Source organism: Marinimicrobium sp. C6131 (genome assembly GCF_026153455.1).
Taxonomy (GTDB): domain Bacteria; phylum Pseudomonadota; class Gammaproteobacteria; order Pseudomonadales; family Cellvibrionaceae; genus Marinimicrobium.
The window spans coordinates 1,797,232-1,819,038 of record NZ_CP110629.1; the positions used below are offsets into that span (position 1 = coordinate 1,797,232).

Sequence of the window (21,807 nt, forward strand, 5' to 3'; positions counted from 1 at the left end):
GCGCTATTGCTCCCAGAGGTCGCGATAACCATCGCCCATCTGTTGCATGCGATTACGACTGCGATCGAGTTCGTCCTGCCAGGTGTTGTCATCAACCACCACTGGCCGCAGCAGAATCACCAGTTCGGTTTTCTGACGGCTGCGCCCCTGGGTCTTGAACAGACTGTTGATCAGCGGAATATCACCCAGCAACGGGCGCTTGCCGTCGGTATCCCGGGTGTCTTCCTGCATCAGGCCACCCAGCACCACCACCTGACCACTGCGCGCCCGGACAATACTGTCGGACTCGCGGATGCCCCGTTGCGCCAGGGGCAAGGCAAACTCTTCGCTGCCGACCGTGAAAATTTTCAGTTGGTCGTTCACTTCGCTGACCACAGGGTGAATGTGCAGGATCACCTCTCCGCCATCGGCGATCTGAGGGGTAACATCCAGAGCAATACCGCTGAAGAAAGACGACAGTTCGATATTGGGCGTGCTGGTCACCGACGCCACATTCGAAGTGGTGTTGTTGGAAATGCCGGTCACGAAGTACTCATCAGAGCCCACGCGAATCAGCGCCTTCTGGTTGTTCACCGTGGACACCCGAGGGCTGGACAGGACCTGTACGCTGCCCTGGGTTTCCAGCAGATCAAGCAGCTCGGTGACATCTCCCACTTGCAGGACTGAGGTAAACAGATTCTCGGTACCACGCTGCACCTCTTCCAGACCGGCAATCTGGCGCGACGTGGTGCCCGGTATATTGCGCACGGCCGAATCCTGCTCCGAGTAACTGGTCGAACGCAGCCGGTTGTAGCCGTAATCGAGCTGCCCGCTGATCGCGCCCCAGTTGATTCCCGCCTGAAACCCTTCATTCAGACGAACCTCGAGAATTTTCGCCTCCAGAATCACCTGGCGCCGGACACTCAACTCAGAGCGCTCCAGAAACTCCCGCACCGCATTCAGTTCGTGGGGCATGGCCTTGACCACCACCATACCGGCCTGGGGACTGACCATGACCATCCGGTCGCCGCTCTCGCCACCCACAATGGCAGACACCGATTGACGTAACGATTGCCAGAAATCGGTACGGTTCATGGTCTGCACCCGCGCCCCCGGAGTCACTTCGGAGCCATTGGTATTGTTACCTTCCTCTCCCGCGAGCAGGCCCAACAGATTGGCACCGTCATCCCCCCCGCCGGTGTTATTGGAGCCGCGATTGTTCCGGTTATTGTTCGATGACTCACTGCGACCGATCGACAGGTTGGTATCCGATACCCCCACCCGCTGAACGTCCAGATAGTTCACATGGAATACCTGGGTCTGAAGCTCGTTGGGGTACACCGTATAAATATTTCCCGAGCGCCGGTAGTCGTAGCCGTAAATGTCCCGCGCCACCTCCAGCACCTCATCGACGGTGACGCCTTTCAGCTCCAGGGAAAGGCTGCCACTCACGTCGGGATGCACCACGATGTTGGTCTCTGAATCCTCCACCAGTCCGAGGAAAAACGCCTTGGCGGGCACGTTACGCACCCTGACATCAAACCGTTCCGGAGTCACATCGGCCGCACGGCTGCGCTCGGGCACCAGCGCCCGGCTCACCTCCTCGGGCACCACCTGGGCCTGCTCACGCTGCTCTTGAGCCAGCTCGCCCATTTCACGCTCGGCCGCCAGTTGCGAATCGCGGGGCCCAACACAGGCCGTCAACAGGACAGCCACCACCAGCGTTGCGACACCTTGCATCGTTCTTTGCAGAAAATGCGGGTCCATAATCGTTTGCCTCATTGCTCCGCGGGCCTCGTCCGGCGCACAGATTCATCGTTCAAATTCAAACGCCACTGCCGGCCACCCTGGCCGACAATCACCGAATGGGATTCAATCCGCACCAGCCGCACCCCGCCGGTGTTGGCAATCATCTCGCTCTCCTTCAGCGACTGACCGTTGATGATGGCCAGGCGGCGCGAATTGCCTTCCATAATCGCGTTCAGGGTCAGAGCCACCGACTCACGACTGACCCGATAGTCCAGAGGGCGGGTGGGATCGCGTTGGGCATCCGCCCACACCAGTGCCGACCAACCAATCAGACAGGCAATGCACAGCCATCTAGACACCGAGCAGGCCCTCCTCTGCACTCAGGGTATACACCCGTAATCGAATGTCGCCCACCGGGTAGTCCGCCACTTCATAGTCGAGACGATCCCAGTAGAACCGCCAGGGCAACCCTTCGAGCCGACGCAGAAAACTCAGCACCTCAAAGAAATCCCCACTGACTTCCAGCTCCACACTGTGCCGAAAGACACCGGTCGCCGTGTGGGCCGATTCCGCATTTTCAGCCTCGCCCGTGGTTCCACTCAACGGCAGTTCTTCCACGGGAAGCGTACGCACCCGGCGCAACCGCAGCTCCGTCGTGGAGATCAGTACCTCCTGAAGAATCTGGGGCAGTTGGTCCGCACTGACCAACCCCTGGGAAAGGCTGGCCAGACTCTCATCAAGCTCATCGAGCGTACGCTGCAGTTGCGCCAGCTCCTGTGCGGGTCGGCTGTCGGCCTCGGTGCTCATCAGGGCGGCCAGTTGTGCCTGCTGGGCACCCCGGTCATTCGCGACCGCGGTGCGCTGCTGTTCAATCTGCTCCCGCTGACGCTCCTCGGGCAACGCCACCAACCATTGCCAGAGCCCGATCAGTACCGCAATAACACACAGCAATAGCAGTACCCGCTCGCGCAGAGAGTACGCCTCCACCCGCTCGGACCATCGCTGCCAGGTCTGCTGCCACTCAGTCACCCGATCGCCCTCCCCGCACACTGGCGTCGTCGGCCAGGGCGCGCTGCACTGAGAACATCAGCCCCGGTCCCCGATCATCGGGCTCCCGGGCCACTTCCAACACGCCGAACGATACGCCTGAAAAGCTCTGGTCACGACGCAACTGCTGCAGATACAGAGGCACCTGTTCAGGCTTGCGAACCCGACCGGCCAGCTCGACGTACTGGCCACCGGACTGAAGCGAAAACCGGGCCAGCGCCAGGTCATCCAGCGCGTGGTGGGACAGACTGGACAACTGTCCCGAAAACCCCTCGGCGTTCCCGAGGTTCTGCTGGGACATCAATTGCAGAATCTGCTCCCGTCGCTGTATCTCCTGACGCAGACGGGCCACCTGCTCTTCCACCGTCGCCCCTCGACGGGCGGGAAGTTCGGCCATCAGTTGCTGAACCTGCCGCTGTAACGCGTCCAGCTCTGCCCGTTCACTGGTCAAACGCGCCTGCAGGGAATCGGTGTAGGCCCCGCTCCATAGCGACAGGCCGACAATCAACACCAGAACAGCCGCTATCGCGGCGATCATCTGGGTCAGACTCAGCCACACCCGGCGGGGGTGAAACTCCGGCAAATACAGATTGACCTGTTGCATCAGTCTGACTCCCCCTCGGTAAACCGCAGTGCGGCGCCGATGGCCGGCAGGCACAGCGTCAGGGTGTGGGACTGAACCTGATCTCCAAACCTCAGCGAGGCTTCAATATCCAGCAGCGACAACGGCATCGGTAAGCCGTTGGTCAGTGATTCCGTGATTTTATCGGGGCTGAGGTTCTCGCCGACCAGGCAGATCTGACCGGGCGGTGGCTGACGCATCTGGCGTTCGAAGTAATCCAGGGAGCGCTGGATTTCCAGCAGCAGAACATCTTCCGGCAGATCCTCCAGCAGCCCGCCTTCGTAGGGCACGTTAAAGCGACGCGCCAGGTGCAGGTCATCGCCACGAACGATGTGCAGACTCCCGGTGCCGCCACCGAGCTTGACCAGCGCGACGCCCCGGGTGGTGTCACATACCCGATACACCAGATTGCGCAACGCCAGTTCCGGGATATCAATCACCTGAAGCTTCAGCCGGGCCTCGGCCACCTGGGCAATTCGCTGCTCAATCACATCCCGGTGAACGACCGCCACATAGGCCATGCGTTTGCCGCCCCGGCTACGGTCTTCCGGCAGAAGAAAGGCATCCAGTACCGCCTGATCGGCGGGGAAATCGATCAGATCGCGAATCCGCCAACGCAGCGCTTCGCGCAACTCCGAAGCGGGCACGGCAGGCGCCTCAACCAGCAGCAGATTATAGTCCTCCCGTCCCAGCACCAGGTGACAGGGTTTGCGCCGCAGTCCCAACTGCTCTACGCGCTCCTCCAGCAGTCGACACTGACGCTGCCTATCGCGCTCGGGGAGCCATTCTGCAATCTGAAGCAAAGGCGCAGGCGCCTCCGCTTCGGACGCGCCGCTCATGTCAGGACGGGCTTCTGCACAGACGAGCGAAACCCCGCCCTCGTTGAATTGGACGCCAACTATACCTGAACTGGATGGTCGTTTACGAAATAAGCTCAACGGCTGGCCACCTGGGCTTCCCGAATTATTGTTGACTGCCGGAATTCCGCTCCCCATTCTGTCTGAAGCGACCGTCAGGCCTGACAACATACCTGACGATAAGAGGCAATAAACATGCCTGAACGCTGGTATTATGACGCATTGAGCACGAGACTCTCCGGAGAATCGCACGAGCGCCAATAAAATCTCGCCCTGAAGGCGCTTTATATTCCTTTTTGTTATAACCAACAACATCAAACACGGATCTTTCGCACAATAGTACACGAAATCGGCTGAAAACCAATGTTCCATATTGTTTTATTTGAACCGGAAATACCCCCCAATACCGGCAACATCATCCGTCTGGCGGCCAACACCGGCTGCCACCTGCACCTGATTGAACCCCTGGGGTTCGTGCTCGATGACAAACGGCTGCGCCGCGCCGGGCTGGATTACGGTGAATGGCAGAGCCTGCAAACCTACCGGGACTGGCCCAGCTTCCTTGAACAGCGACAACCCGTGCGACTGTTTGGGCTCAGCACCAAAGGCCACCGCTACCCCAGTGAGACCCGGTTCGAGGCAGGTGACTACCTGCTGTTCGGCCCGGAAACCCGGGGACTGCCCGCCTCCATACGGGACCAGCTGGGACGGGACCGACTGCTGCGCATTCCCATGGTGGCCGACAGTCGCAGCATGAACCTTTCCAATGCCGTATCCGTAGTGACCTACGAGGCCTGGCGTCAACTGGGGTTCCCGGGCAGCCACCGCTGACGCTTGTGTACCCCGCCACAGCATCAATGACGGGGTACACTAGCTCGAACAGGCTGGTATCATGCCGTGCTCTAAGGGCGCCAGCCTGATCCAGCATTCGTACCACAGTCGATTACCAAGGGGACTCATGAGTCAAATCCAGATATTGGTGGGCAGCGTCACCGGCAATGCAGAGCACATCGCCGAGCTCGCGGCCGAGGAACTGGAGCGCAAAGGCCACCAGATCAGCATCAACAACTTTGCTCAGGTGGAAGACCTGGTTCGAAGCCCCGACGAAATTCTGCTCATCTGTACCTCCAATACCGGAGCCGGTGATCTGCCAGACAACCTGCAACCTCTGTATGTTCAGATGACCCGGGAGTATCCCGCCATTGCCGGGCGCCAATACGGCCTGATCAACCTCGGCGACAGCAGCTATACCACCTTTGGTGAAGCCGGTCAGGCCATCGACGACGCGTTTGCCGACCTCGGCGCGCAGCGAATCGGCGAACCTCTGGTACTGGATGCCTGCAGCGGCGACGACCCCGGGGAGTCCGCCCGGGAATGGCTTGAGAAGTGGGCGGCACAACTACCCAACGGAGGGCAGCCATGAGCCGTGCCCCCATCGGACTGTTTTATGGCAGCTCTACCTGCTACACCGAAATGGCGGGCGAAAAAATCCGCGCGGTGCTGGGTGAAGACCGGGTCGACATGTTCAATATTGCCGATGAACCGGTCATCACCGCCCAGTTTTACGACTATCTGATCTTTGGCATCCCGACCTGGGACTATGGTGAGCTACAGGAAGACTGGGAAGAGATCTGGGAAGAGCTGGCGGAGCTGGATCTGCGCGGCAAATCGGTCGCGCTCTACGGTCTGGGGGATCAGATTGGCTATCCCGAGTGGTTTCTCGACGCCATGGGTTACCTGCATGCGCAACTGTTGGCCCGTGGTGCCCGACTGTGCGGGTATTGGCCTCGGGAAGGCTATGAGTTTGAGGCCTCTCAGGCACTCACCCCCGAGGGTGACCAGTTTGTTGGCCTGGCGCTGGATGAAGAAAACGAGTTCGAGCTGACCGATGAGCGCATCGCGCGCTGGTGTGAACAGGTGACCCGGGAGTTCGGTTTGTGAGCGACGCCCCGGGGCCGGACCAGGACCTGGAAACCGCTCGGTTGGAGTGGGATGAAGCGGGTCAACCGATGTCCACCCGATTTGGCGATGTGTACTTCTCCCGCGCCGACGGTCTGGCCGAGACTCGGCACGTGTTCCTGAATCATAATCGGCTGGCGGAGCGCTTCCGCGCGCTGGCACAAAACCCCACGCCGGCACGCCGCTTTGTGATCGGTGAAACCGGCTTTGGCTCGGGCCTCAACTTTCTGGCCGCCTGGCAACTCTGGCGGGAGGCCGCCCCGGCGGATGCCCGACTGCATTTCATCAGTGTGGATCGTTTTCCCCTGCGGCGGGAAGACCTGGAGCGAGCCCTGGGGTTGTGGCCCGAGCTAAGGGCGCTCGCCGATGAGCTGATTGCACACTACCCACCCACCGTCGGCCCGGCATTTCATCGATTGCACCTGGACCGGGGGCGGGTGTGCCTGACACTGATTTTTGATGACGCCCAACGCGGCCTGGCCCAACTGCTGAACAGCGATCATCCGGATTTTATCCACGCGGGGCCGACCGTAGATGCCTGGTTTCTGGACGGTTTCGCGCCGGCCAAAAATGCCGACATGTGGACCCCGGAACTGTTCGCCACCCTGGCCCACCTGAGTCGGGCCGGCACCACACTGGCCACATTCACCGCGTCCGGCATGGTCCGACGCGGCCTGGCCGACGCCGGTTTCACGCCGGAGAAAGTGCCCGGTTTCGGTCGAAAGCGGGAAATGCTCACGGCACATTATGCAATGGCGGAATCCACCTCGGTGCCCGCAACGCCGAACCGCCCGATTTCCGCCCCTCATCGCCTGAACCGAAAGAAGCCGGCCCTACCCTGGGCTCTACCCTCGCACCCGGGACTGAGCCCCGACACGCCGCGAACCGCTCTGATTGTCGGAGCCGGACTGGCCGGCTGTCACAGCGCCCGGACGCTGGCCGAACGGGGCTGGCAGGTGACTGTTCTGGAGCGGCACCGCCGCGCGGCTCAGGAAGCGTCGGGCAACCCCCAGGGGTTGCTGTACGCCAAACTCTCCCCCAAAAACTCGCCACTGGCACGCTTCAACCTGTTGAGTCTGAGCTTTGCCCAGCGCTTCTACCGCACTTACTGGCACATCGATAACGGGGAAGACGCCGGACGTTTCGGCGCCGCCTGCGGGCTGCTTCAGGTAGCCACCACTGACAAAGAACGTCAGTTGCAGACCCAGATTGCTCAACGCTTTCAGGCCACACCGGAATTTGTCCGCCCGGTCGACGCCACCGAAGCCGGCAAACTCGCCGGACTGCCGCTGCCCCGGCCGGCCCTGTATTTTCCCCGGTCGGGCTGGCTGAACCCGGCCGCCCTGTGCGAAGCGCTACTTGACCACCCGAACATCCGTCTGGGGGGCGACACCACGGTCACGGACCTCTGCCAGCAGGATGAGCACTGGTGCGCCCGGGACTCGTCCAATCGAGAACATCGGGCCCGCATCGCCGTATTGGCAAACGCCCGGGCCGTGCAACACTTCGTCCAGACGGCCTCACTGCCGCTGAAGGCCATTCGCGGCCAAATTACCCAGGTGAACGCAACGGATCGAAGTCGACAATTGAGCACGGCACTCTGCGGCGATGGCTACCTCGCGCCCACGGACGGGGCCAGACACTGCCTCGGCGCCACCTTCAACCTGCACGAGACCGATACCGATTTAAAGGAACGGGATCAACGGCAAAACCTGGACCAGTTGGCCCAGTTTGGCCCCGAGGTCGCCAACCTGTTTGCGGACCAACCTTTGGCCTCGCTCGAGGGACGGGTGGCCTTTCGGTGCACAACGCCGGACTATCTGCCTCTGGTCGGGCCCGCCCCGGATCAGGCCGCCTTTCTGGAGGACTTTGCCGCCCTGCGCAAAGACGCCCGGCTGAACATTTCCCGCCCGGGGCGCTATCACCGGGGGCTGTTCATCAATGTGGGCCACGGATCGCGCGGACTGTGCTATACCCCGCTCAGCGCCGAGTTGCTGGCCGCCCACATTGAACGTGAACCAATGCCCCTGGACCGCGAACTGGTCCAGGCGCTGCATCCGGCGCGTTTTCTGATCCGGGACCTGATGCGTAACAAAATATAATAGCCCATCGCCTCAATGACGGCGGGTACCAGGATCTTCGGCGGCTGCCGCCGGTGCTTCGGGCGCAGGTTCTGGCGGGTCACTGATGATCTGGGAGCCGCTGCCACAGGCAATCACCGTGCGCATGGCCGCTTCGACACTGATATGGGGCAACAGCTCGACACAGTCTTCGGTCAGGTGGTAGACAAACCCGGACGAGGGAATCGGGGCGGTCGGCACATACACCGTGCAATCACCATTGCTGTGACGCGCGGTCACAATGGCGGTGACCGAGACCGGATTCTGACGACCCATAATATAGGCACGGCAGACTTGTCCGCGCAGCAATGAGGTATTGTTTTCGCTGCCCAGGAACTGCATGACCACTTCCCGGATGGTGCTGTAGCCGGGCGCAAAGCGGGTGAGCCACTGATCCACCCGGTTGTGTATCCAGCGGCCAATGCTGGTTTTTACCGCCAGGCCGATCAGGAAAAAAGCCCCCAGCACCAACACGATACCGAGCAAGTCGGCCACCTGCTCCGCCAGTGGCGCCCAACTGGCCAGCCAGGTGCTGATCGGGGCAATCACGGCGGTCACCAGCCCCAGCAGCCACTGCAGGATAAAAATAAATATGGCAATCGGCAGCGCGACCATCAGGCCACCGAGTAGTGTCAATCCCACAAACGACTGCCAACGTTTCATAAATGCCTTCCCGTTGATTACCATAGAGCCCTCTCTGTCCAGGACCACGCTTATGACACAAACTTCCGGTGCTTTCAACACAGTCAACCGCTGGAGCTGCCGAACCCTGTGGCTTACCGGCTTGTTGATGGCCCTGGCCGCCTGTGCCGATACCGGCCCTCCCGGCATCATCCAGTACCAGTTCCAGGTGGAGGCCGAACAATCCCATGACCCGTCCATGTTCACGCAGGGCCTGCTGAAGCGCGGCTCGCGGTTCTATGAAAGCGGGGGCCGATACGGCCAGTCCCGCCTGATTTCCTATCAGGACAATGGCCGACAAGCCGACCGTGAACGGTCGCTGGCCGCTCGGTACTTTGCCGAGGGACTGACGGAGTTGAACAACGAGCTCTACTTGCTGACCTGGCGAGAAAAAACACTACTGGTGTACGACGCCGACACGCTGCAGCCCGTGCGGCAGCTCAACTATTCCGGCGAAGGTTGGGGGCTGACCGATGACGGAGAACGTCTGATTCGCTCCGATGGCAGCGCCCAACTCTATTTTCACACGCCGGACGACTTCCGGCTGACACATCAGGTTACTGTCACCGAGAACGGCAAGCCGGTCACGCGCCTGAATGAACTCGAATACGTGGACGGCGCCGTATGGGCAAATATCTGGTATTCAGATCGCCTGATCCAGATTGATCCCGATAACGGCCGTGTGATCGGGTCTCTGGATCTGTCCGAACTGGTCCGCACAGCGCAACCGGCGACTGCGGGCGCAGTACTGAACGGTATCGCCTACGACGCCGAGCGAGATCAGTTCTGGGTGACCGGCAAATTGTGGCCAACGCTGTATCGCCTGTCCTTGACGCCCAAACCTTGACGGTGAGCCTGAACCGAATCTCGGGGGCGACCGATACCGCGCAAAAAAAAGCCGCACCAACTGCGCGGCTTTTTCATGCGGCATCACCGGGTGGCTTACAATCCAACCACGTTGTCCGCTTGAGGGCCTTTCTGGCCGTCTTTCACGTCGAATTCCACGCGCTGGCCTTCGGACAACGTCTTGAAGCCGGTACCGGAGATGGCACTGTAATGCACAAACACATCCTGACCGCCTTCCTGCTCAATGAATCCGAAACCCTTGGACTCGTTGAACCACTTAACAACACCTGTACTTCTGGACATAGTTTTAACCTTGACGTTTTGCTGAGTCGAATGAAATCCGCACCGGTACCACATGACTCCGAACGCGGGACAACCCGCTGGCACAGTTCACTTACTTATGACTGACAAAACGTGTTACTAAAAGCAGGCGTACAGCGTGTGCAGGACAACCTTGTTAGAACGACGGTGTAACCATAAATAATGCGGCGATTGGCCAGCAAAATGACTATATACTCGTTGCCGAGCCCCTGTAAAGAGCTCGGCAACGCTATACCTTTACCCTGCCTGGCAAAGCTGCAACAATAAGACTGTCCGCCCCTTACAGAAGATACTATGATCCGGATCAGCACCTCTGAAACCAGTTGCAGTCACGACTCCAGGACGTCTTGCAGCACCTGTCGTCTAAACACCCTGTGCCTGCCGTTAAGCCTGCATCTGGATGACGTCGATCAACTCAACCGTATCGTCCAGCGCGGCCGCCCGCTTCACAAGGGTGAGCACCTGTATCGTGCCGAGGACCCATTCGACTCCCTGTTCGCGATCCGCTCCGGCGCCGTGAAGGCTTCCACCCTCAATGAGCAGGGTGAAGAGCAGGTCACCGGCTTCTATTTACCCGGCGAGCTGGTGGGTCTCGACGGCATCGCCGATAATCGATACACCAACACCGTGATCGCACTGGAGACCTCGTCGATCTGCGAAATTCCCTTTGAACAGATGGAGGACCTGAGCCTCAAGATCCCATCGCTGCAGCGCAATGTCTTCCAACTGCTCAGCCGGGAAATCACTCAGGACCAACAGTTGATCAGCCTGCTGAGCAAAAGCAGCGCCGAAGAACGGGTAGCCACCCTGCTGCTGAGTCTCTCCAGCCGCCACCAGCGTCGCAAGCTTTCGCCCACCGCCTTCCGGCTGCCCATGTCACGAACCGACATTGGCAACTTCCTGGGTCTGACCATCGAGACCATCAGCCGGGTGTTCAGTCGCCTGCAGCAGCAGAAGGTGCTGTCCGTCGACAAAAAGGAAATCCACATTCTGGATATGGACCAACTGCGCCAACTGGCCAGTCAGCGCCACTGATACCGTTTGCCGATCAACCCCACAGGATTGACTCGCCCCATGCCCGATTCACAGACTCGACTTGATCAGACTCTGGCCGCGTTCGACGCCGCCAACGCCGAAGACCCGAACCGGGAAACGGATCAGGGCGAGAGCCACCCCAAAGAGTGGCTCTACGGCCGACGTATGACCGAGACCCTCAACGCCTTCTGCCCGGATGCCTCGGAACCCCTGCAACTGGCCGCCCGCTGCCAACACATTCGCCGCTGGGAGAGCCCACGCAGCGACTATCCCGAGGGCCGGGCCGGTTATAAAAAGTGGCGCAGCCAGCTCGCCCTGCACCACGGGAAGGTGGCCGGCCAGATCATGGCCGAGCACGGCTACGATGAGGAGACCATTCGCCGGGTGCAGGACATGCTGATCAAGCGCAATCTCAAGCGCGACCCGGAGGTGCAGACTCTGGAGGATGTGATCTGTCTGGTCTTTCTGAGCCATTACCTGGAAGACTTCGCCCAGAAGCACGACGAGGAAAAGCTGATCGATATCATCCAGAAGACCTGGAACAAGATGTCTGAGCGGGGCCATGAGGCGGCCTTGAAGCTGCCGCTGTCCGAGCCGATGGGGCGCCTGATTCACAAAGCGTTGGAGGCATAAGAGACCGCAACCCCGCCAAACCCACCTCAAAATTTGCTACAATTGCCGGTTTTGCAAAACCGGTGAACATTTCATGGCAGCGATTACCCTCTACGGCATCAAAAACTGTGACACCGTCAAGAAGGCCCGCCGTTGGCTGGACGACCGGGGCGTGGACTACCGGTTTCACGATCTGCGCACGGATGGACTCACCGAAGCGCAGGTGGCCGGCTGGCTGAACGAACTGGGCATGGACCTGGTCAACAGGCGCAGTACCAGTTGGAAAGCACTGGACCAGACCACCCGGGAACAGATGACCGCTGACAACGCCGCCGCCGTGATTCTCGAGAACCCCACCCTGATCAAGCGACCGCTGCTTGATACCGGGGATACCCGCCACGCGGGGTTCAAGGCAGACGATTACGCCGCCTGGCTGGCCCGTTGAGCTGGCCTTTCGCACCGCAGCGCGTTTCTTTCAATTTCCGTATTAACGTAATGACCCACAGGACATGATCATGACCCAACTGTACAGCCTCGGCCTTGGCGTCGGCACCCAGAACCTGAACAACGAGTGGCTGGAAGTTTTCTACCCTCAGCCTCTGCTCAACCCGACCGAGGCCACCGCATCCGCCGTCGCTCAGGCGCTGAACTACCAGGGTGGCAATCAGGTCATCGAACTGGACGTCAACAACATGCAGGCCCTGGCCGAGGCGCTTGAGCAGGCCGGTGACGATACTCAAGCCGCCATTGCCCGCTCGTTCATTCACAGCAAGCGTCCGCTGGTGGCCACCCTGCTGGCCGAAGACAGCGCTCCGCAGTCCGTGCCGGAAGGCTACCTCAAGCTGCACCTGATTTCCCATCGCCTGGTCAAGCCCCACGGCACCGACCTGACGGGCCTGTTTGGCTGTCTGCCCAACGTGGCCTGGACCAATCAGGGCGCGGTCGACCTGGACGAGCTGCCTGAGCGCCAGCTCCAGGCCCGCCTGGCCGGTGAACTTCTGGAAGTGGCCTGCGTGGACAAATTCCCGAAAATGACCAATTACGTGGTGCCCAAGGGCGTGCGTATTGCCCACACCGCCCGGGTGCGTCTGGGCGCCTACCTGGGTGAAGGCACCACCATCATGCACGAAGGCTTCGTGAACTTTAATGCCGGTACCGCCGGGCCGGGTATGATCGAAGGTCGTATTTCGGCCGGCGTGTTTGTCGGGTCTGGCTCCGATCTCGGCGGCGGCAGCTCGACCATGGGCACCCTGTCCGGCGGCGGCAACATCATCATCTCCATCGGTAAGGAGTGCCTGTTGGGCGCCAATGCCGGCACCGGCATCCCGCTGGGCGATCGCTGCACCATCGAATCCGGTCTGTACATCACCGCGGGCACCAAGGTGGTGGTCCTGGATGATCAGGGCAACGAGGTGAACACCGTCAAGGCCCGGGAGCTGGCGAATCAGTCCGGCCTGTTGTTCCGCCGCAATTCCCTGACCGGTCGGGTCGAGTGTGTGACCAACAAGACCGCGGTGCAGTTGAACGAGGCGCTGCACGTTAACAATTAACGTCAGGTTACGGCGGATGCGCGCAAAGCGCTTATCCGCCGTTCCCAAAAACCGCTCCGAAGGCCCCACCCCAAGAGACCGCTTATGACCCCCACTCTCCAACTCGCCCACGACCTGATCCGCCGCCGCTCGGTCACCCCCGAGGACGCCGGCTGCCAGGACCTGATGATCCAGCGTCTGGAGGCCATCGGCTTTCAGGTGGAACGGTTGCGGTTTGAAGAGGTGGACAACTTCTGGGCCACCCGGGGCACCGAGGGGCCACTGCTGGCCTTTGCCGGGCACACCGATGTGGTGCCCACCGGTCCGGAAAGTCAGTGGCAACATCCCCCGTTCGAACCGGTGGTCGAAGACGGGATGCTGTACGGTCGGGGCGCGGCGGATATGAAAGGCTCTCTGGCCTCCATGGTTGTGGCCTGCGAGCAATTTGTGGCGGAGCATCCTGATCACCAGGGCCGGATCGGTTTTCTGATCACCAGCGATGAGGAAGGCCCCTCGGTGAACGGCACTGTGAAAGTGGTGGAGTGGCTGGAAGCCCGCCAGGAGAAAATCGACTGGTGTATCGTGGGTGAGCCCTCCAGTACCGACCGGGTCGGCGATGTGATCAAGAACGGTCGCCGGGGGTCCCTGGGCGGGGTCCTGAGGGTCAAGGGCGTTCAGGGGCATGTGGCCTACCCGCACCTGGCGGACAACCCGATTCACAAAGCCGCCCCTGCGCTGGCCGAGCTGGCGGCCCAGGAGTGGGATCAGGGCAACGAATTCTTTCCGGCGACCAGCTTCCAGATTTCCAATATCAACGGCGGCACCGGGGCCACCAATGTGATCCCCGGCGAAGTGGAAGTGGTGTTCAACTTCCGCTTTTCCACGGAAGTGACGGAAGCACAGTTGCGCGAGCGCACTGAAGCGATATTGAACAGGCACGAGCTCGATTACGAGCTGGACTGGAAACTCAGCGGCCAACCCTTCCTGACCGCCGAGGGCGAGCTGGTCGACGCTGTCGTCAAAGCGGTGGAGCAGCACACCGGGCAGAAGCCAATACTCTCCACCGCCGGGGGCACCTCCGACGGCCGCTTTATCGCGCCCACCGGAGCCCAGGTGGTCGAGCTCGGTCCGCGCAATGACACTATTCACAAGGTGGACGAATGTGTGAGGGCGGAGGATCTGGACACCCTGACCGCTCTCTATCAGAGCACGCTCAAACGGTTGCTCACCCGCTAAAAATCGATCACCTGCTGGAGACTGAGAGAGTACTGTGCAGAATTATTTTCGCTTTATCGCCCAGTCCTGGCCGCTGTTGGCGTTTGGCTTTATCAGTATTTTCTGGGGCAACTTCGGGCAATCGTTTTTCATCAGTTGGTACGGTACGCCCATTCAGGAATCCCTGGGGCTGTCCGCCGGTCGGTACGGTTCACTGTATTCCATTGCCACCCTGACCAGTGGCCTGCTGATCATGGCGTTCGGGGGGCTGATTGACCGGCTGCCGTTGCGTTTCTTTGCCTCCCTCTCCGCGGTCGGGCTCACGCTCGCGGGCATCGTAATGGCACTGGCCTATCATCCCCTGCTGTTGTTGCTCGGCCTGTTTCTGCTGCGTTTTTGCGGCCAGGGACTGCTGCCCCACACGGCCCAGACCACCATGGCCCGCTATTTCGACCGGGACCGGGGCAAGGCACTGAGCGTATCGGCCAGCGGCGTACCGGTCGGCGAGGTGATTCTGCCCATTGCGGCGGTGGCACTGATTACCCTGATCGGCTGGCGGGGCAGTTGGGGCGTCATCGCCCTGTTGACCGTGACGCTCTACATTCCCCTGATGCTCTGGCTGCTCAAGCAGGCCCCGGTGGATACCCGCAGCCGCCCCGCCACCGCGGACGCTGAGGTACTCAAGCGCAGCGCCGGGCGCCGGGACATGCTCAAGGATTACCGGTTCTGGCTGGCTCTGCCCACGGTGCTGGGTGGTCCGTTTATGGTGACCGGCATTTTCATTCAGCAGGGTTTTATTCTGGCCGAAAAAGACTGGTCAGCCGCCTGGCTGGCCAGCTGCTTCATTATCTATGGTGTCACCCACTGGGTGGCGCAACTGGTCACCGGCATTCTGATTGACCGGTTCAGTGCCCAGACGGTGCTGCGTTTTGTCCTGGTGCCCCTGACCGGGGCGGTGTTTGTTCTCGCATACCTGGAGGGCCACTGGGTGGCGCCGCCGTTCATGATGCTGTTGGCCATGACCATTGGCTCCGGCAGTCCCGTGGGGGGCGCACTCTGGGCCGAGGTATACGGTACCGCCAAGCTCGGTTCCATCCGCTCACTGATGAGCTCGCTGATGATCATCTCCACCGCCATTTCGCCCTTTCTGTTCGGCGTGCTGATCGACCGGGACCTGACCGCCCAGCAGATGTTCAGCGGCACCGGCTGGGTACTCATTGCCGCCCTGATTCTGGTGCAGTTTTCCTATAAGTCGCAGTCAACGAAATACTAAGACTTTTCGGATCCCCCGGCTCTTGGCATCATAGGCCTTCCACGATTAAGGGAAGGCCCATGCTGACATCACTGCTTCATCAATCCAGTCACTGGTTCAACCGATTGGCACTGTGGCCGCTCCTGTTTGTCAGCCACTTTCTTGCCGCCAGCCTGCTGGCCTGGCACCTGCTCGCTCAAGTGGACTTCGGGTTTTCCCTGGCCTACCCGCTGCTGGATATTGATCAGCACATCGAGCGTTTCGGACCGGAAAACCGCTACAAAACCGGGTTTGGAGAGACCTCCCGGGAAGAGCATGTGCGCCTATTCGGCGAAATCACCCGCAGCATTCAGAGCAGTGGCGAGGGTCTGGCGGAGATTCAGTACACCCTGCCCAACGGCCAAAGCAGCACGCTGATGCGCCTCCCCGAAGTCATTCACCTTCAGGATGTGGCTCGGCTGGTGGATCACTATTATCTGGCGGGCCTGACGGCGGCGGTATTACTGGTCGTATTGGGGCTCTACGTGCGCCAGCGCCAGCTGACACCACCGAGGCCGCGGAAGGTATTGTGGGTGACCGGTGCCAGCCTGGCGGTTGGCGGTGTCGCGCTCTGGGTGATCGGCCCGGTGAAGGTCTTCTACTGGCTGCACGAATACGCCTTCCCCAAAGATCATCCCTGGTTTTTCTACTACCAGGACTCCCTGATGACCACACTGATGAAGGCGCCGGACCTGTTTGGCTTTATCGGTGCGCTCCTGCTGCTACTGACCCTGATCCTCTGGGCCCTGTCCGGCGCACTATTACTGCGCGGATTCAGGCGCGGGCGCGCTCTTCCTTGATCAGATCATAGGCGGTGCGGATTTCCTGGGAGCGCTCGGTGGCCTCCTTGATCATGTCCTCCGGCACCCCCTGCCCGATCAGCTTGTCCGGGTGGTACTCGCTCATCAGCTTTCGGTAGGCTTTCTTCACCTCGGCATCACTCGCCTCAGGAGAGACACCCAGGGCATCATAAGCCTGCCTGAGCCGGTCCCGGGCTGACGGTCCGGCACTGGCCCCACCCTGATAGTGCTGCTGGCCACTGAAGCTGTTCTGGGCCTGGATCATCCGCAGCAACTGCTCGAACATGGCGCTGGACAGGCCCAACCCGAGGGCAATCTGGCGCAGCACCTGGACTTCCTGCTCATCCAGCTCGCCGTCGGCCAGAGCAATGTTGACCAGGTAGATCAGCAGCATCCGCACCAGATTGGCACGACGACCACAGACCTCGCGGAACCGGATCACCTGGGCATCGGGATCAAAATCCGCCGCCACCCCTTCCTTGAACAGGGCAATCGCCTGCTGGCGATGCTCCGGGGTAAGCCCCATCTCATTCATGTAGGCTTCGGTCTGCTTGATTTCCGACTCGGAGACCCGGCCGTCGGCCTTTGCCAGGTGGCCCAGCAGGCGAAACACCGTCTCGAAGAACGTCTGCTCGATTTCCCGACGCCGCTCGGGCGAGCCCTCCGCCTGAATCTGGTTGTACCCCTTATCGAACAGGTGGCCCACCACCAGGCCGAGCAGCGCCAACAGGGGGCCGCCCATAAACCAGCCGAGCACACCGCCAATGAGTTTTCCGAGAATCATCATAAATAGATCGTTTCCTTTAACTGTTCAGATCATCAGGAGCTGCAGGAGAGCATGGAGCAGCCCGCCTTGCGCCGGGCCCACTCGGGCCGGCGGGCAAAGTAAGCGGCGTGCTCCGGCTGTTCGTCGTAGGGGCGACGCAAAAGTTCCTGCAGCCGATGAATTTCGCTGAAATCCCCCGCTTCGGCCCGATCAATGGCCTGCTGGGCCATGTAGTTGCGCAGCACGTACTTGGGGTTGGTGCGGTTCATCAGGGCCCGCCGCTGAGCGTCTTCGGTACCGTGCAGTACCCGGTCCTGAATCAACCGGTCCCGATAGCGACGCAACCATTCGGCCATGGTGTGCTCGGCCTCAAAGGTCGGTGGCTGATAGTAGGCTTCCAGCACCGGTTCCAGCAGCTGAGCGCTGTCCACCTCCTCTCCGGGCGCCTCGCCATCCGGATGGAAATCCGCCAGTCGGCGGAAGAAAATCGTCATATCGATTTCGGCGCTCTGCAACACCTGTTGCAGTTCAGACACCAGCACCGAGTCCCCGTCTTCCCATCGGCTCAGGCCCAGCTTCGCAGTCATATCCCGCTGCCAGCAGCGCTGATATTCCTCGCGATAGACATCCAGCACCGCCTGCAGGGGCTCTACCTCGCCAATCAGCGGATGTATGGCATTGGCCAACTGAGCGAGATTCCACAGCGCCACCTGGGGTTGGGCACCGAAGCGATAGCGACGCCCCTGGGCATCGGTGGTGTTGGGGGTCCAGTCCGGGTCGTAACCTTCAAGCCAGCCGTAGGGGCCGTAGTCGATGGTCAGCCCCAGGACCGACATATTGTCGGTGTTCATAACCCCATGGACAAAACCCACCCGCATCCAGTGGGCCACCATCTCGGCGGTGCGCACCGCCACCTCTTCCAGCCATCGCAGGTAGGTGTCACGGCCCGGCGCGCCGAGGTGAGGGAAGTCAGTCTGTATCGTCACGTCGAGCAATTGCTGGAGCAGCTCATGCTCCCCGCGGGCCGCATGCAGCTGAAAGTGGCCGAAGCGGGTAAACGATGGGGCCACACGGCAGACCACCGCTCCGGGCTCCCACTGGACGTTGCCGTCGTAGAACATGTCCCGTTCAACCTTATCGCCAGTGAGTACCAGGCTCAGTGCCCGGGTGGTCGGGACGCCCAGATGGTGCATGGCTTCACTGCAGAGAAACTCACGCACCGAGGAGCGCAGCACCGCCAGACCATCGGCGCCCCGGGAATAGGGCGTGCGCCCTGCGCCCTTGAGTTGCAGGGTCCAGTGCTCACCCGCCTCGTTCAGAACCTCGCCCAGATTGATGGCCCGGCCATCACCCAACTGCCCGGCCCAGTGACCAAACTGGTGACCACCGTAGACGGTGGAGTGCGGTTCCATACCGGGCAACAGTGCATTGCCGGCAAACACCTCGGCAAACGCCTGGCTGTCGCAGTCTTCGGGCAGGAACCCGAGCGTATCGGCCACTTCGCGGGCGTAGGCAACCAGCGTCGGTTTACTGGCCCGGCGCGGGGCAACCCAGCTGTAGCTGGCGCCGGTCACCGGGCGCGGCACATTGTCCGCCACCGGGTCGGCCGGCAAAGCCCTCAACCAGCGGTTATCGAATTGGGGAAGGTGACGAAATGAAGAGGAGGTGTCGGTCATGGGGCCAGTATATCATCTGGCCCCATGGCGGGGGTTAATGGACGCGGCGACGGGCAGCCCAGAGGCCACCGAGACCGATCAGCAGCAAGACGAAGCCACCAGCCTCGTTAACCGAAACGGCTGTATCCTGGAACTGCAGGCTGTCCATGGCGAAGATGCCACCGGCAGCGTCAACGACCAGCCTGGAAACATTGGTAAAGTCAGCCGCAATCCAGAGCGGCTGGTTTTCGAAGTCCGGGTTGATCTGCGCGTCGACCAGCTCGCCGACCTTATTGCCCTGACCATCATAAGCCACCAGGGTAATCCAGAACGACATGTTGTTGTAATTGCTGGTCGACGCGAAATAGGCCCCCATAAAATCAAAGGGATTATCGCGGGTAATTTCCAGGTTACTTTCGAACCCCTGATTGAACAGAAACTGGCTACCACTGTGCGCCGCATCGCCGAACCCCGACATACCGGAGTCGCCCAGCCCCCAGCGACTGTCCCAGTTGAACCCCGCATAGCTTTGTTCGGACACACTGCCTTCTGAGGGGTCCAGATCATCAAAGGTGATCAGATCCGCGCTTGCCAAGGGTGCGCCAAGCAGCAGAGCTATAGCGAGGCCCTTTAGCCAGCGCTGTGTGAAATGAATTCCGTCTTTCATAATTCCAGATCCGTGTCATATGCCAATATTTGGTGGGTTTAAGCGCCATCCCAATATGGCATTTAATGCAACGAAAGAGCCAGAATTAAAAAACCCTTTAAAAACAATAGGTTAAATTTGTTCACGCAAACACCCATCCTCCGACAATGCTTTTGGCGCCAATCCTGTAAAGCGCTTCGACAAAACCCTCCCCGTCAAAACCTGCGTCGGACCACTGAATTCGGGGCCTCGTCGGGCAAATTGACAGCCCCTGCCCACCCCTTCGGTCACCCGCTCCTTGACGCTCCGGGTGACTGCTCTTAACCTAGGCGCCCTTTGAGTTACTGGGCGAGCCCAACTATGACCTACTGCCTGGCCATCAACGTCGAGAACGGATTGGTGTTCTGTTCGGATTCACGCACCAACGCCGGGGTCGACCAGGTGAGCACCTACAGCAAGATGTACCGCTTCGGAATCGAGGGCGAGCGTCAGTTTGTGGTGCTCTCGGCGGGTAATCTGGGCACCACCCAGGCGGTGATTTCCCGCTTGAAGCGGGATATAAAGGATGACGCCGAACAGAGCCTGAAAACGGTCGAATCCATGAGTGACGCCGCCGAATATCTGGGAGAGGTCAACCGCGCCCAGCAGGAAAAACACTCGGATAACACCAGCGCCAATTTTGAGGCGAGTTTTATCATCGGCGGGCAGATCCAGGGCGAGAAACCCCGGGTGATGATGGTGTACCCGGCGGGCAACCATATCACCACGTCGAAAGACACCCGCTACCTGCAGATCGGAGAAAGCAAATACGGCAAACCGATTCTGGACCGTATCCTGACCGCCAAAACCGACCTGGACACCAGCGCTCTGTGCGCCCTGGTCTCCATGGACTCCACCATGCGCAGTAACCTCACGGTTGGGCCTCCCATCGAGCTGCTGCGCTACGAGAAGGACTCGTTCACCGGTCAGCACAACCGCTTCGATGAAGACGATGAGTATCTGCGGGAATTGAAAAAAGCCTGGGATGCCCGTCTGGTGGAGGCGTTTGTGCAACTGCCGCCTATTGACTGGCAGCCGCAATCACCCGATGAATCACACGAAGCTTAGCGATCACTGAGTCGGTCAGCACGAACGGATAGGCGTCCGGCAGGCCCATGCTGCGATTCAGGGCGTTGAGCACCACAGTCAATTCCACCCAGCTCTGGACCAGCTCGTCCACCGAATCCGTCGCCACCACGGGGGCGGAGCCAAAGGCCCGGGCGGTGTCCAGGGTATCCCACATGTGCAGGTAGTGCGCCCAGGTCTCAGCCCAGTCTTCCAACGGGTGTGAACAAGCATAGGCGCTGATGTGGGTACCCTGCCAATTCGGGTTTCCCCCCTGCTTATAATGGCTTTTCAGCGCTTGCTGATAATCCACGTGGGGATTGCCAAACACCTCGATCACCTCCTGCTCCCAGGCCGTCCCCCGCACCAGCAGGTCGTAGTAATAGTGACCGCTCTCGTGGCGAAAGTGCCCGAGAAGGGTCCGGTAGTACTCCCCCAGTTGCTGGCGAATCCGCTCCCGGTAGGCATCGTCCGCCTCGGCCAGGTTCAGGGTGATCAACCCCATGGCGTGGCCGGTGGCCACATAGGATTCACGCACATTGGCGTTGGAGCGGCTGTCCTCCAGGAACGCGAACTGCAAGCCGATTTTGGGCGCCTCATGACGCCCCTGAACCGGCAGCCCGAGCTGCATCAGGGTGTAGATCAGATGGCGTTTGGCCGATTCCAGCTTGGCCCAGTGGCGCACATTCCCGGGGCGTTCCAGGTGCGGCACAATCTTGTTCAATCGACAGGAACGACAGTAGCGGTGACGATCACCGGCGGGCAGCACCCAGTTGCAGCTCTGATATTCGATGTGATTGCGACAGTCGTGAAAGCGTTCGCCCGAGGCACTCACCAGCACACCGTCCGCTTCGAGAATCAGTGCCACCATATCCTGCCGCTCGGGATCAAACCGCAGCAGGCGCCCGCAATTCAGGCACTCGCTATTATCAAAGAAAATGCGCTGGCCGCAGGTGCACTTGAAGTCTTTCAT

General features: G+C 60.5%; 24 protein-coding genes. 13 read left to right on the plus strand and 11 right to left on the minus strand.

From position 1 onward, the window contains the following. Window positions 1-3: 3 nt before the first annotated feature. Genes mshL through OOT55_RS07750 form a run of 5 tightly spaced genes read right to left on the minus strand, consistent with a single transcriptional unit; the run spans window position 4 to window position 4,236 of the window. The gene (gene mshL / locus OOT55_RS07730) at window positions 4-1,761 is read right to left on the minus strand and encodes a pilus (MSHA type) biogenesis protein MshL (RefSeq protein ID WP_265368523.1); all 1,758 of its coding nucleotides are present in this window, start codon (window positions 1,759-1,761) and stop codon (window positions 4-6) included. After that, window positions 1,758-2,087 (minus strand): hypothetical protein, encoded by a 330-nt coding sequence (locus OOT55_RS07735; RefSeq protein WP_265368524.1) that lies wholly within the window; start codon window positions 2,085-2,087, stop codon window positions 1,758-1,760. The genes mshL and OOT55_RS07735 overlap by 4 nt, the downstream gene beginning before the upstream one ends. After that, entirely contained in the window at window positions 2,080-2,757 is a 678-nt protein-coding gene (locus OOT55_RS07740) for an MSHA biogenesis protein MshJ (protein WP_265368525.1), read from the minus strand. Before OOT55_RS07740 ends, OOT55_RS07735 begins: the two co-directional genes overlap by 8 nt. Next, the gene (locus OOT55_RS07745; RefSeq protein ID WP_265368526.1) at window positions 2,750-3,379 is read right to left on the minus strand and encodes an MSHA biogenesis protein MshI; all 630 of its coding nucleotides are present in this window, start codon (window positions 3,377-3,379) and stop codon (window positions 2,750-2,752) included. Before OOT55_RS07745 ends, OOT55_RS07740 begins: the two co-directional genes overlap by 8 nt. After that, entirely contained in the window at window positions 3,379-4,236 is an 858-nt protein-coding gene (locus OOT55_RS07750) for an MSHA biogenesis protein MshI (RefSeq protein ID WP_265368527.1), read from the minus strand. Before OOT55_RS07750 ends, OOT55_RS07745 begins: the two co-directional genes overlap by 1 nt. A 381-nt stretch (window positions 4,237-4,617) precedes the next feature. Here OOT55_RS07750 and trmL point away from each other — a divergent pair, with 381 nt between their 5' ends. The 4 genes from trmL to mnmC all read left to right on the plus strand — a co-directional run bounded on the left by trmL (window position 4,618) and on the right by mnmC (window position 8,315). Next, window positions 4,618-5,085: a tRNA (uridine(34)/cytosine(34)/5-carboxymethylaminomethyluridine(34)-2'-O)-methyltransferase TrmL gene (gene trmL, locus OOT55_RS07755; protein ID WP_265368528.1), complete on the plus strand. Its 468-nt coding sequence runs from the start codon at window positions 4,618-4,620 to the stop codon at window positions 5,083-5,085. Window positions 5,086-5,212: 127 nt separating this feature from the next. After that, a complete protein-coding gene (locus OOT55_RS07760) occupies window positions 5,213-5,677 on the plus strand; it encodes a flavodoxin domain-containing protein (protein WP_265368529.1) in 465 nt (154 codons plus the stop codon). Then, complete coding sequence (fldB, locus tag OOT55_RS07765; RefSeq protein WP_265368530.1) at window positions 5,674-6,195, plus strand: flavodoxin FldB; 522 nt, start codon at window positions 5,674-5,676, stop codon at window positions 6,193-6,195. The genes OOT55_RS07760 and fldB overlap by 4 nt, the downstream gene beginning before the upstream one ends. Next, window positions 6,192-8,315 (plus strand): bifunctional tRNA (5-methylaminomethyl-2-thiouridine)(34)-methyltransferase MnmD/FAD-dependent 5-carboxymethylaminomethyl-2-thiouridine(34) oxidoreductase MnmC, encoded by a 2,124-nt coding sequence (mnmC, locus tag OOT55_RS07770; RefSeq protein WP_265368531.1) that lies wholly within the window; start codon window positions 6,192-6,194, stop codon window positions 8,313-8,315. The genes fldB and mnmC overlap by 4 nt, the downstream gene beginning before the upstream one ends. Window positions 8,316-8,327: 12 nt before the next feature. On the opposite strand, the gene OOT55_RS07775 is transcribed toward mnmC, so the two are convergent. Further along, a complete protein-coding gene (locus OOT55_RS07775; protein WP_265368532.1) occupies window positions 8,328-8,996 on the minus strand; it encodes a DUF502 domain-containing protein in 669 nt (222 codons plus the stop codon). Between the two features lie 52 nt (window positions 8,997-9,048). On the opposite strand from OOT55_RS07775, the gene OOT55_RS07780 reads away from it, so the two are divergent. Beyond that, a complete protein-coding gene (locus OOT55_RS07780) occupies window positions 9,049-9,861 on the plus strand; it encodes a glutaminyl-peptide cyclotransferase (RefSeq protein ID WP_265368533.1) in 813 nt (270 codons plus the stop codon). A 95-nt stretch (window positions 9,862-9,956) separates the two neighbouring features. On the opposite strand, the gene OOT55_RS07785 is transcribed toward OOT55_RS07780, so the two are convergent. Further along, complete coding sequence (locus OOT55_RS07785; protein WP_265368534.1) at window positions 9,957-10,163, minus strand: cold-shock protein; 207 nt, start codon at window positions 10,161-10,163, stop codon at window positions 9,957-9,959. A 312-nt stretch (window positions 10,164-10,475) separates the two neighbouring features. On the opposite strand from OOT55_RS07785, the gene fnr reads away from it, so the two are divergent. From fnr to OOT55_RS07820, 7 genes are all read left to right on the plus strand, one after another. Further along, the gene (gene fnr, locus OOT55_RS07790) at window positions 10,476-11,216 is read left to right on the plus strand and encodes a fumarate/nitrate reduction transcriptional regulator Fnr (RefSeq protein ID WP_265368535.1); all 741 of its coding nucleotides are present in this window, start codon (window positions 10,476-10,478) and stop codon (window positions 11,214-11,216) included. Between the two features lie 39 nt (window positions 11,217-11,255). Continuing rightward, on the plus strand, window positions 11,256-11,849 hold the full coding sequence (locus OOT55_RS07795; protein ID WP_265368536.1) for a DUF4202 domain-containing protein: 594 nt from the start codon (window positions 11,256-11,258) through the stop codon (window positions 11,847-11,849). 73 nt (window positions 11,850-11,922) lie between these two features. Further along, on the plus strand, window positions 11,923-12,273 hold the full coding sequence (locus OOT55_RS07800; RefSeq protein WP_265368537.1) for an ArsC family reductase: 351 nt from the start codon (window positions 11,923-11,925) through the stop codon (window positions 12,271-12,273). A 70-nt stretch (window positions 12,274-12,343) separates the two neighbouring features. Further along, complete coding sequence (dapD, locus tag OOT55_RS07805; protein WP_265368538.1) at window positions 12,344-13,378, plus strand: 2,3,4,5-tetrahydropyridine-2,6-dicarboxylate N-succinyltransferase; 1,035 nt, start codon at window positions 12,344-12,346, stop codon at window positions 13,376-13,378. A gap of 84 nt (window positions 13,379-13,462) precedes the next feature. Continuing rightward, a complete protein-coding gene (gene dapE / locus OOT55_RS07810) occupies window positions 13,463-14,593 on the plus strand; it encodes a succinyl-diaminopimelate desuccinylase (protein ID WP_265368539.1) in 1,131 nt (376 codons plus the stop codon). A 34-nt stretch (window positions 14,594-14,627) separates the two neighbouring features. After that, on the plus strand, window positions 14,628-15,845 hold the full coding sequence (locus tag OOT55_RS07815) for an MFS transporter (RefSeq protein ID WP_265368540.1): 1,218 nt from the start codon (window positions 14,628-14,630) through the stop codon (window positions 15,843-15,845). Window positions 15,846-15,904: 59 nt separating this feature from the next. Then, a complete protein-coding gene (locus tag OOT55_RS07820; RefSeq protein WP_265368541.1) occupies window positions 15,905-16,663 on the plus strand; it encodes a DUF1461 domain-containing protein in 759 nt (252 codons plus the stop codon). Here OOT55_RS07820 and djlA read toward each other — a convergent pair. Genes djlA through OOT55_RS07835 form a run of 3 tightly spaced genes read right to left on the minus strand, consistent with a single transcriptional unit; the run spans window position 16,638 to window position 19,751 of the window. Continuing rightward, complete coding sequence (djlA, locus tag OOT55_RS07825; RefSeq protein WP_265368804.1) at window positions 16,638-17,447, minus strand: co-chaperone DjlA; 810 nt, start codon at window positions 17,445-17,447, stop codon at window positions 16,638-16,640. The genes OOT55_RS07820 and djlA overlap by 26 nt on opposite strands. Before the next feature lie 35 nt (window positions 17,448-17,482). Next, window positions 17,483-19,105 (minus strand): protein adenylyltransferase SelO, encoded by a 1,623-nt coding sequence (locus OOT55_RS07830; protein ID WP_265368542.1) that lies wholly within the window; start codon window positions 19,103-19,105, stop codon window positions 17,483-17,485. Window positions 19,106-19,139: 34 nt separating this feature from the next. Further along, on the minus strand, window positions 19,140-19,751 hold the full coding sequence (locus OOT55_RS07835) for a hypothetical protein (RefSeq protein WP_123637791.1): 612 nt from the start codon (window positions 19,749-19,751) through the stop codon (window positions 19,140-19,142). Between the two features lie 339 nt (window positions 19,752-20,090). On the opposite strand from OOT55_RS07835, the gene OOT55_RS07840 reads away from it, so the two are divergent. Beyond that, a complete protein-coding gene (locus OOT55_RS07840) occupies window positions 20,091-20,837 on the plus strand; it encodes a peptidase (RefSeq protein WP_024460696.1) in 747 nt (248 codons plus the stop codon). On the opposite strand, the gene OOT55_RS07845 is transcribed toward OOT55_RS07840, so the two are convergent. Continuing rightward, window positions 20,791-21,807, minus strand: coding sequence for a zinc-binding metallopeptidase family protein (locus tag OOT55_RS07845; RefSeq protein ID WP_265368543.1), 1,017 nt, complete (start codon window positions 21,805-21,807; stop codon window positions 20,791-20,793). The two genes, OOT55_RS07840 and OOT55_RS07845, sit on opposite strands and share 47 nt — an antisense overlap.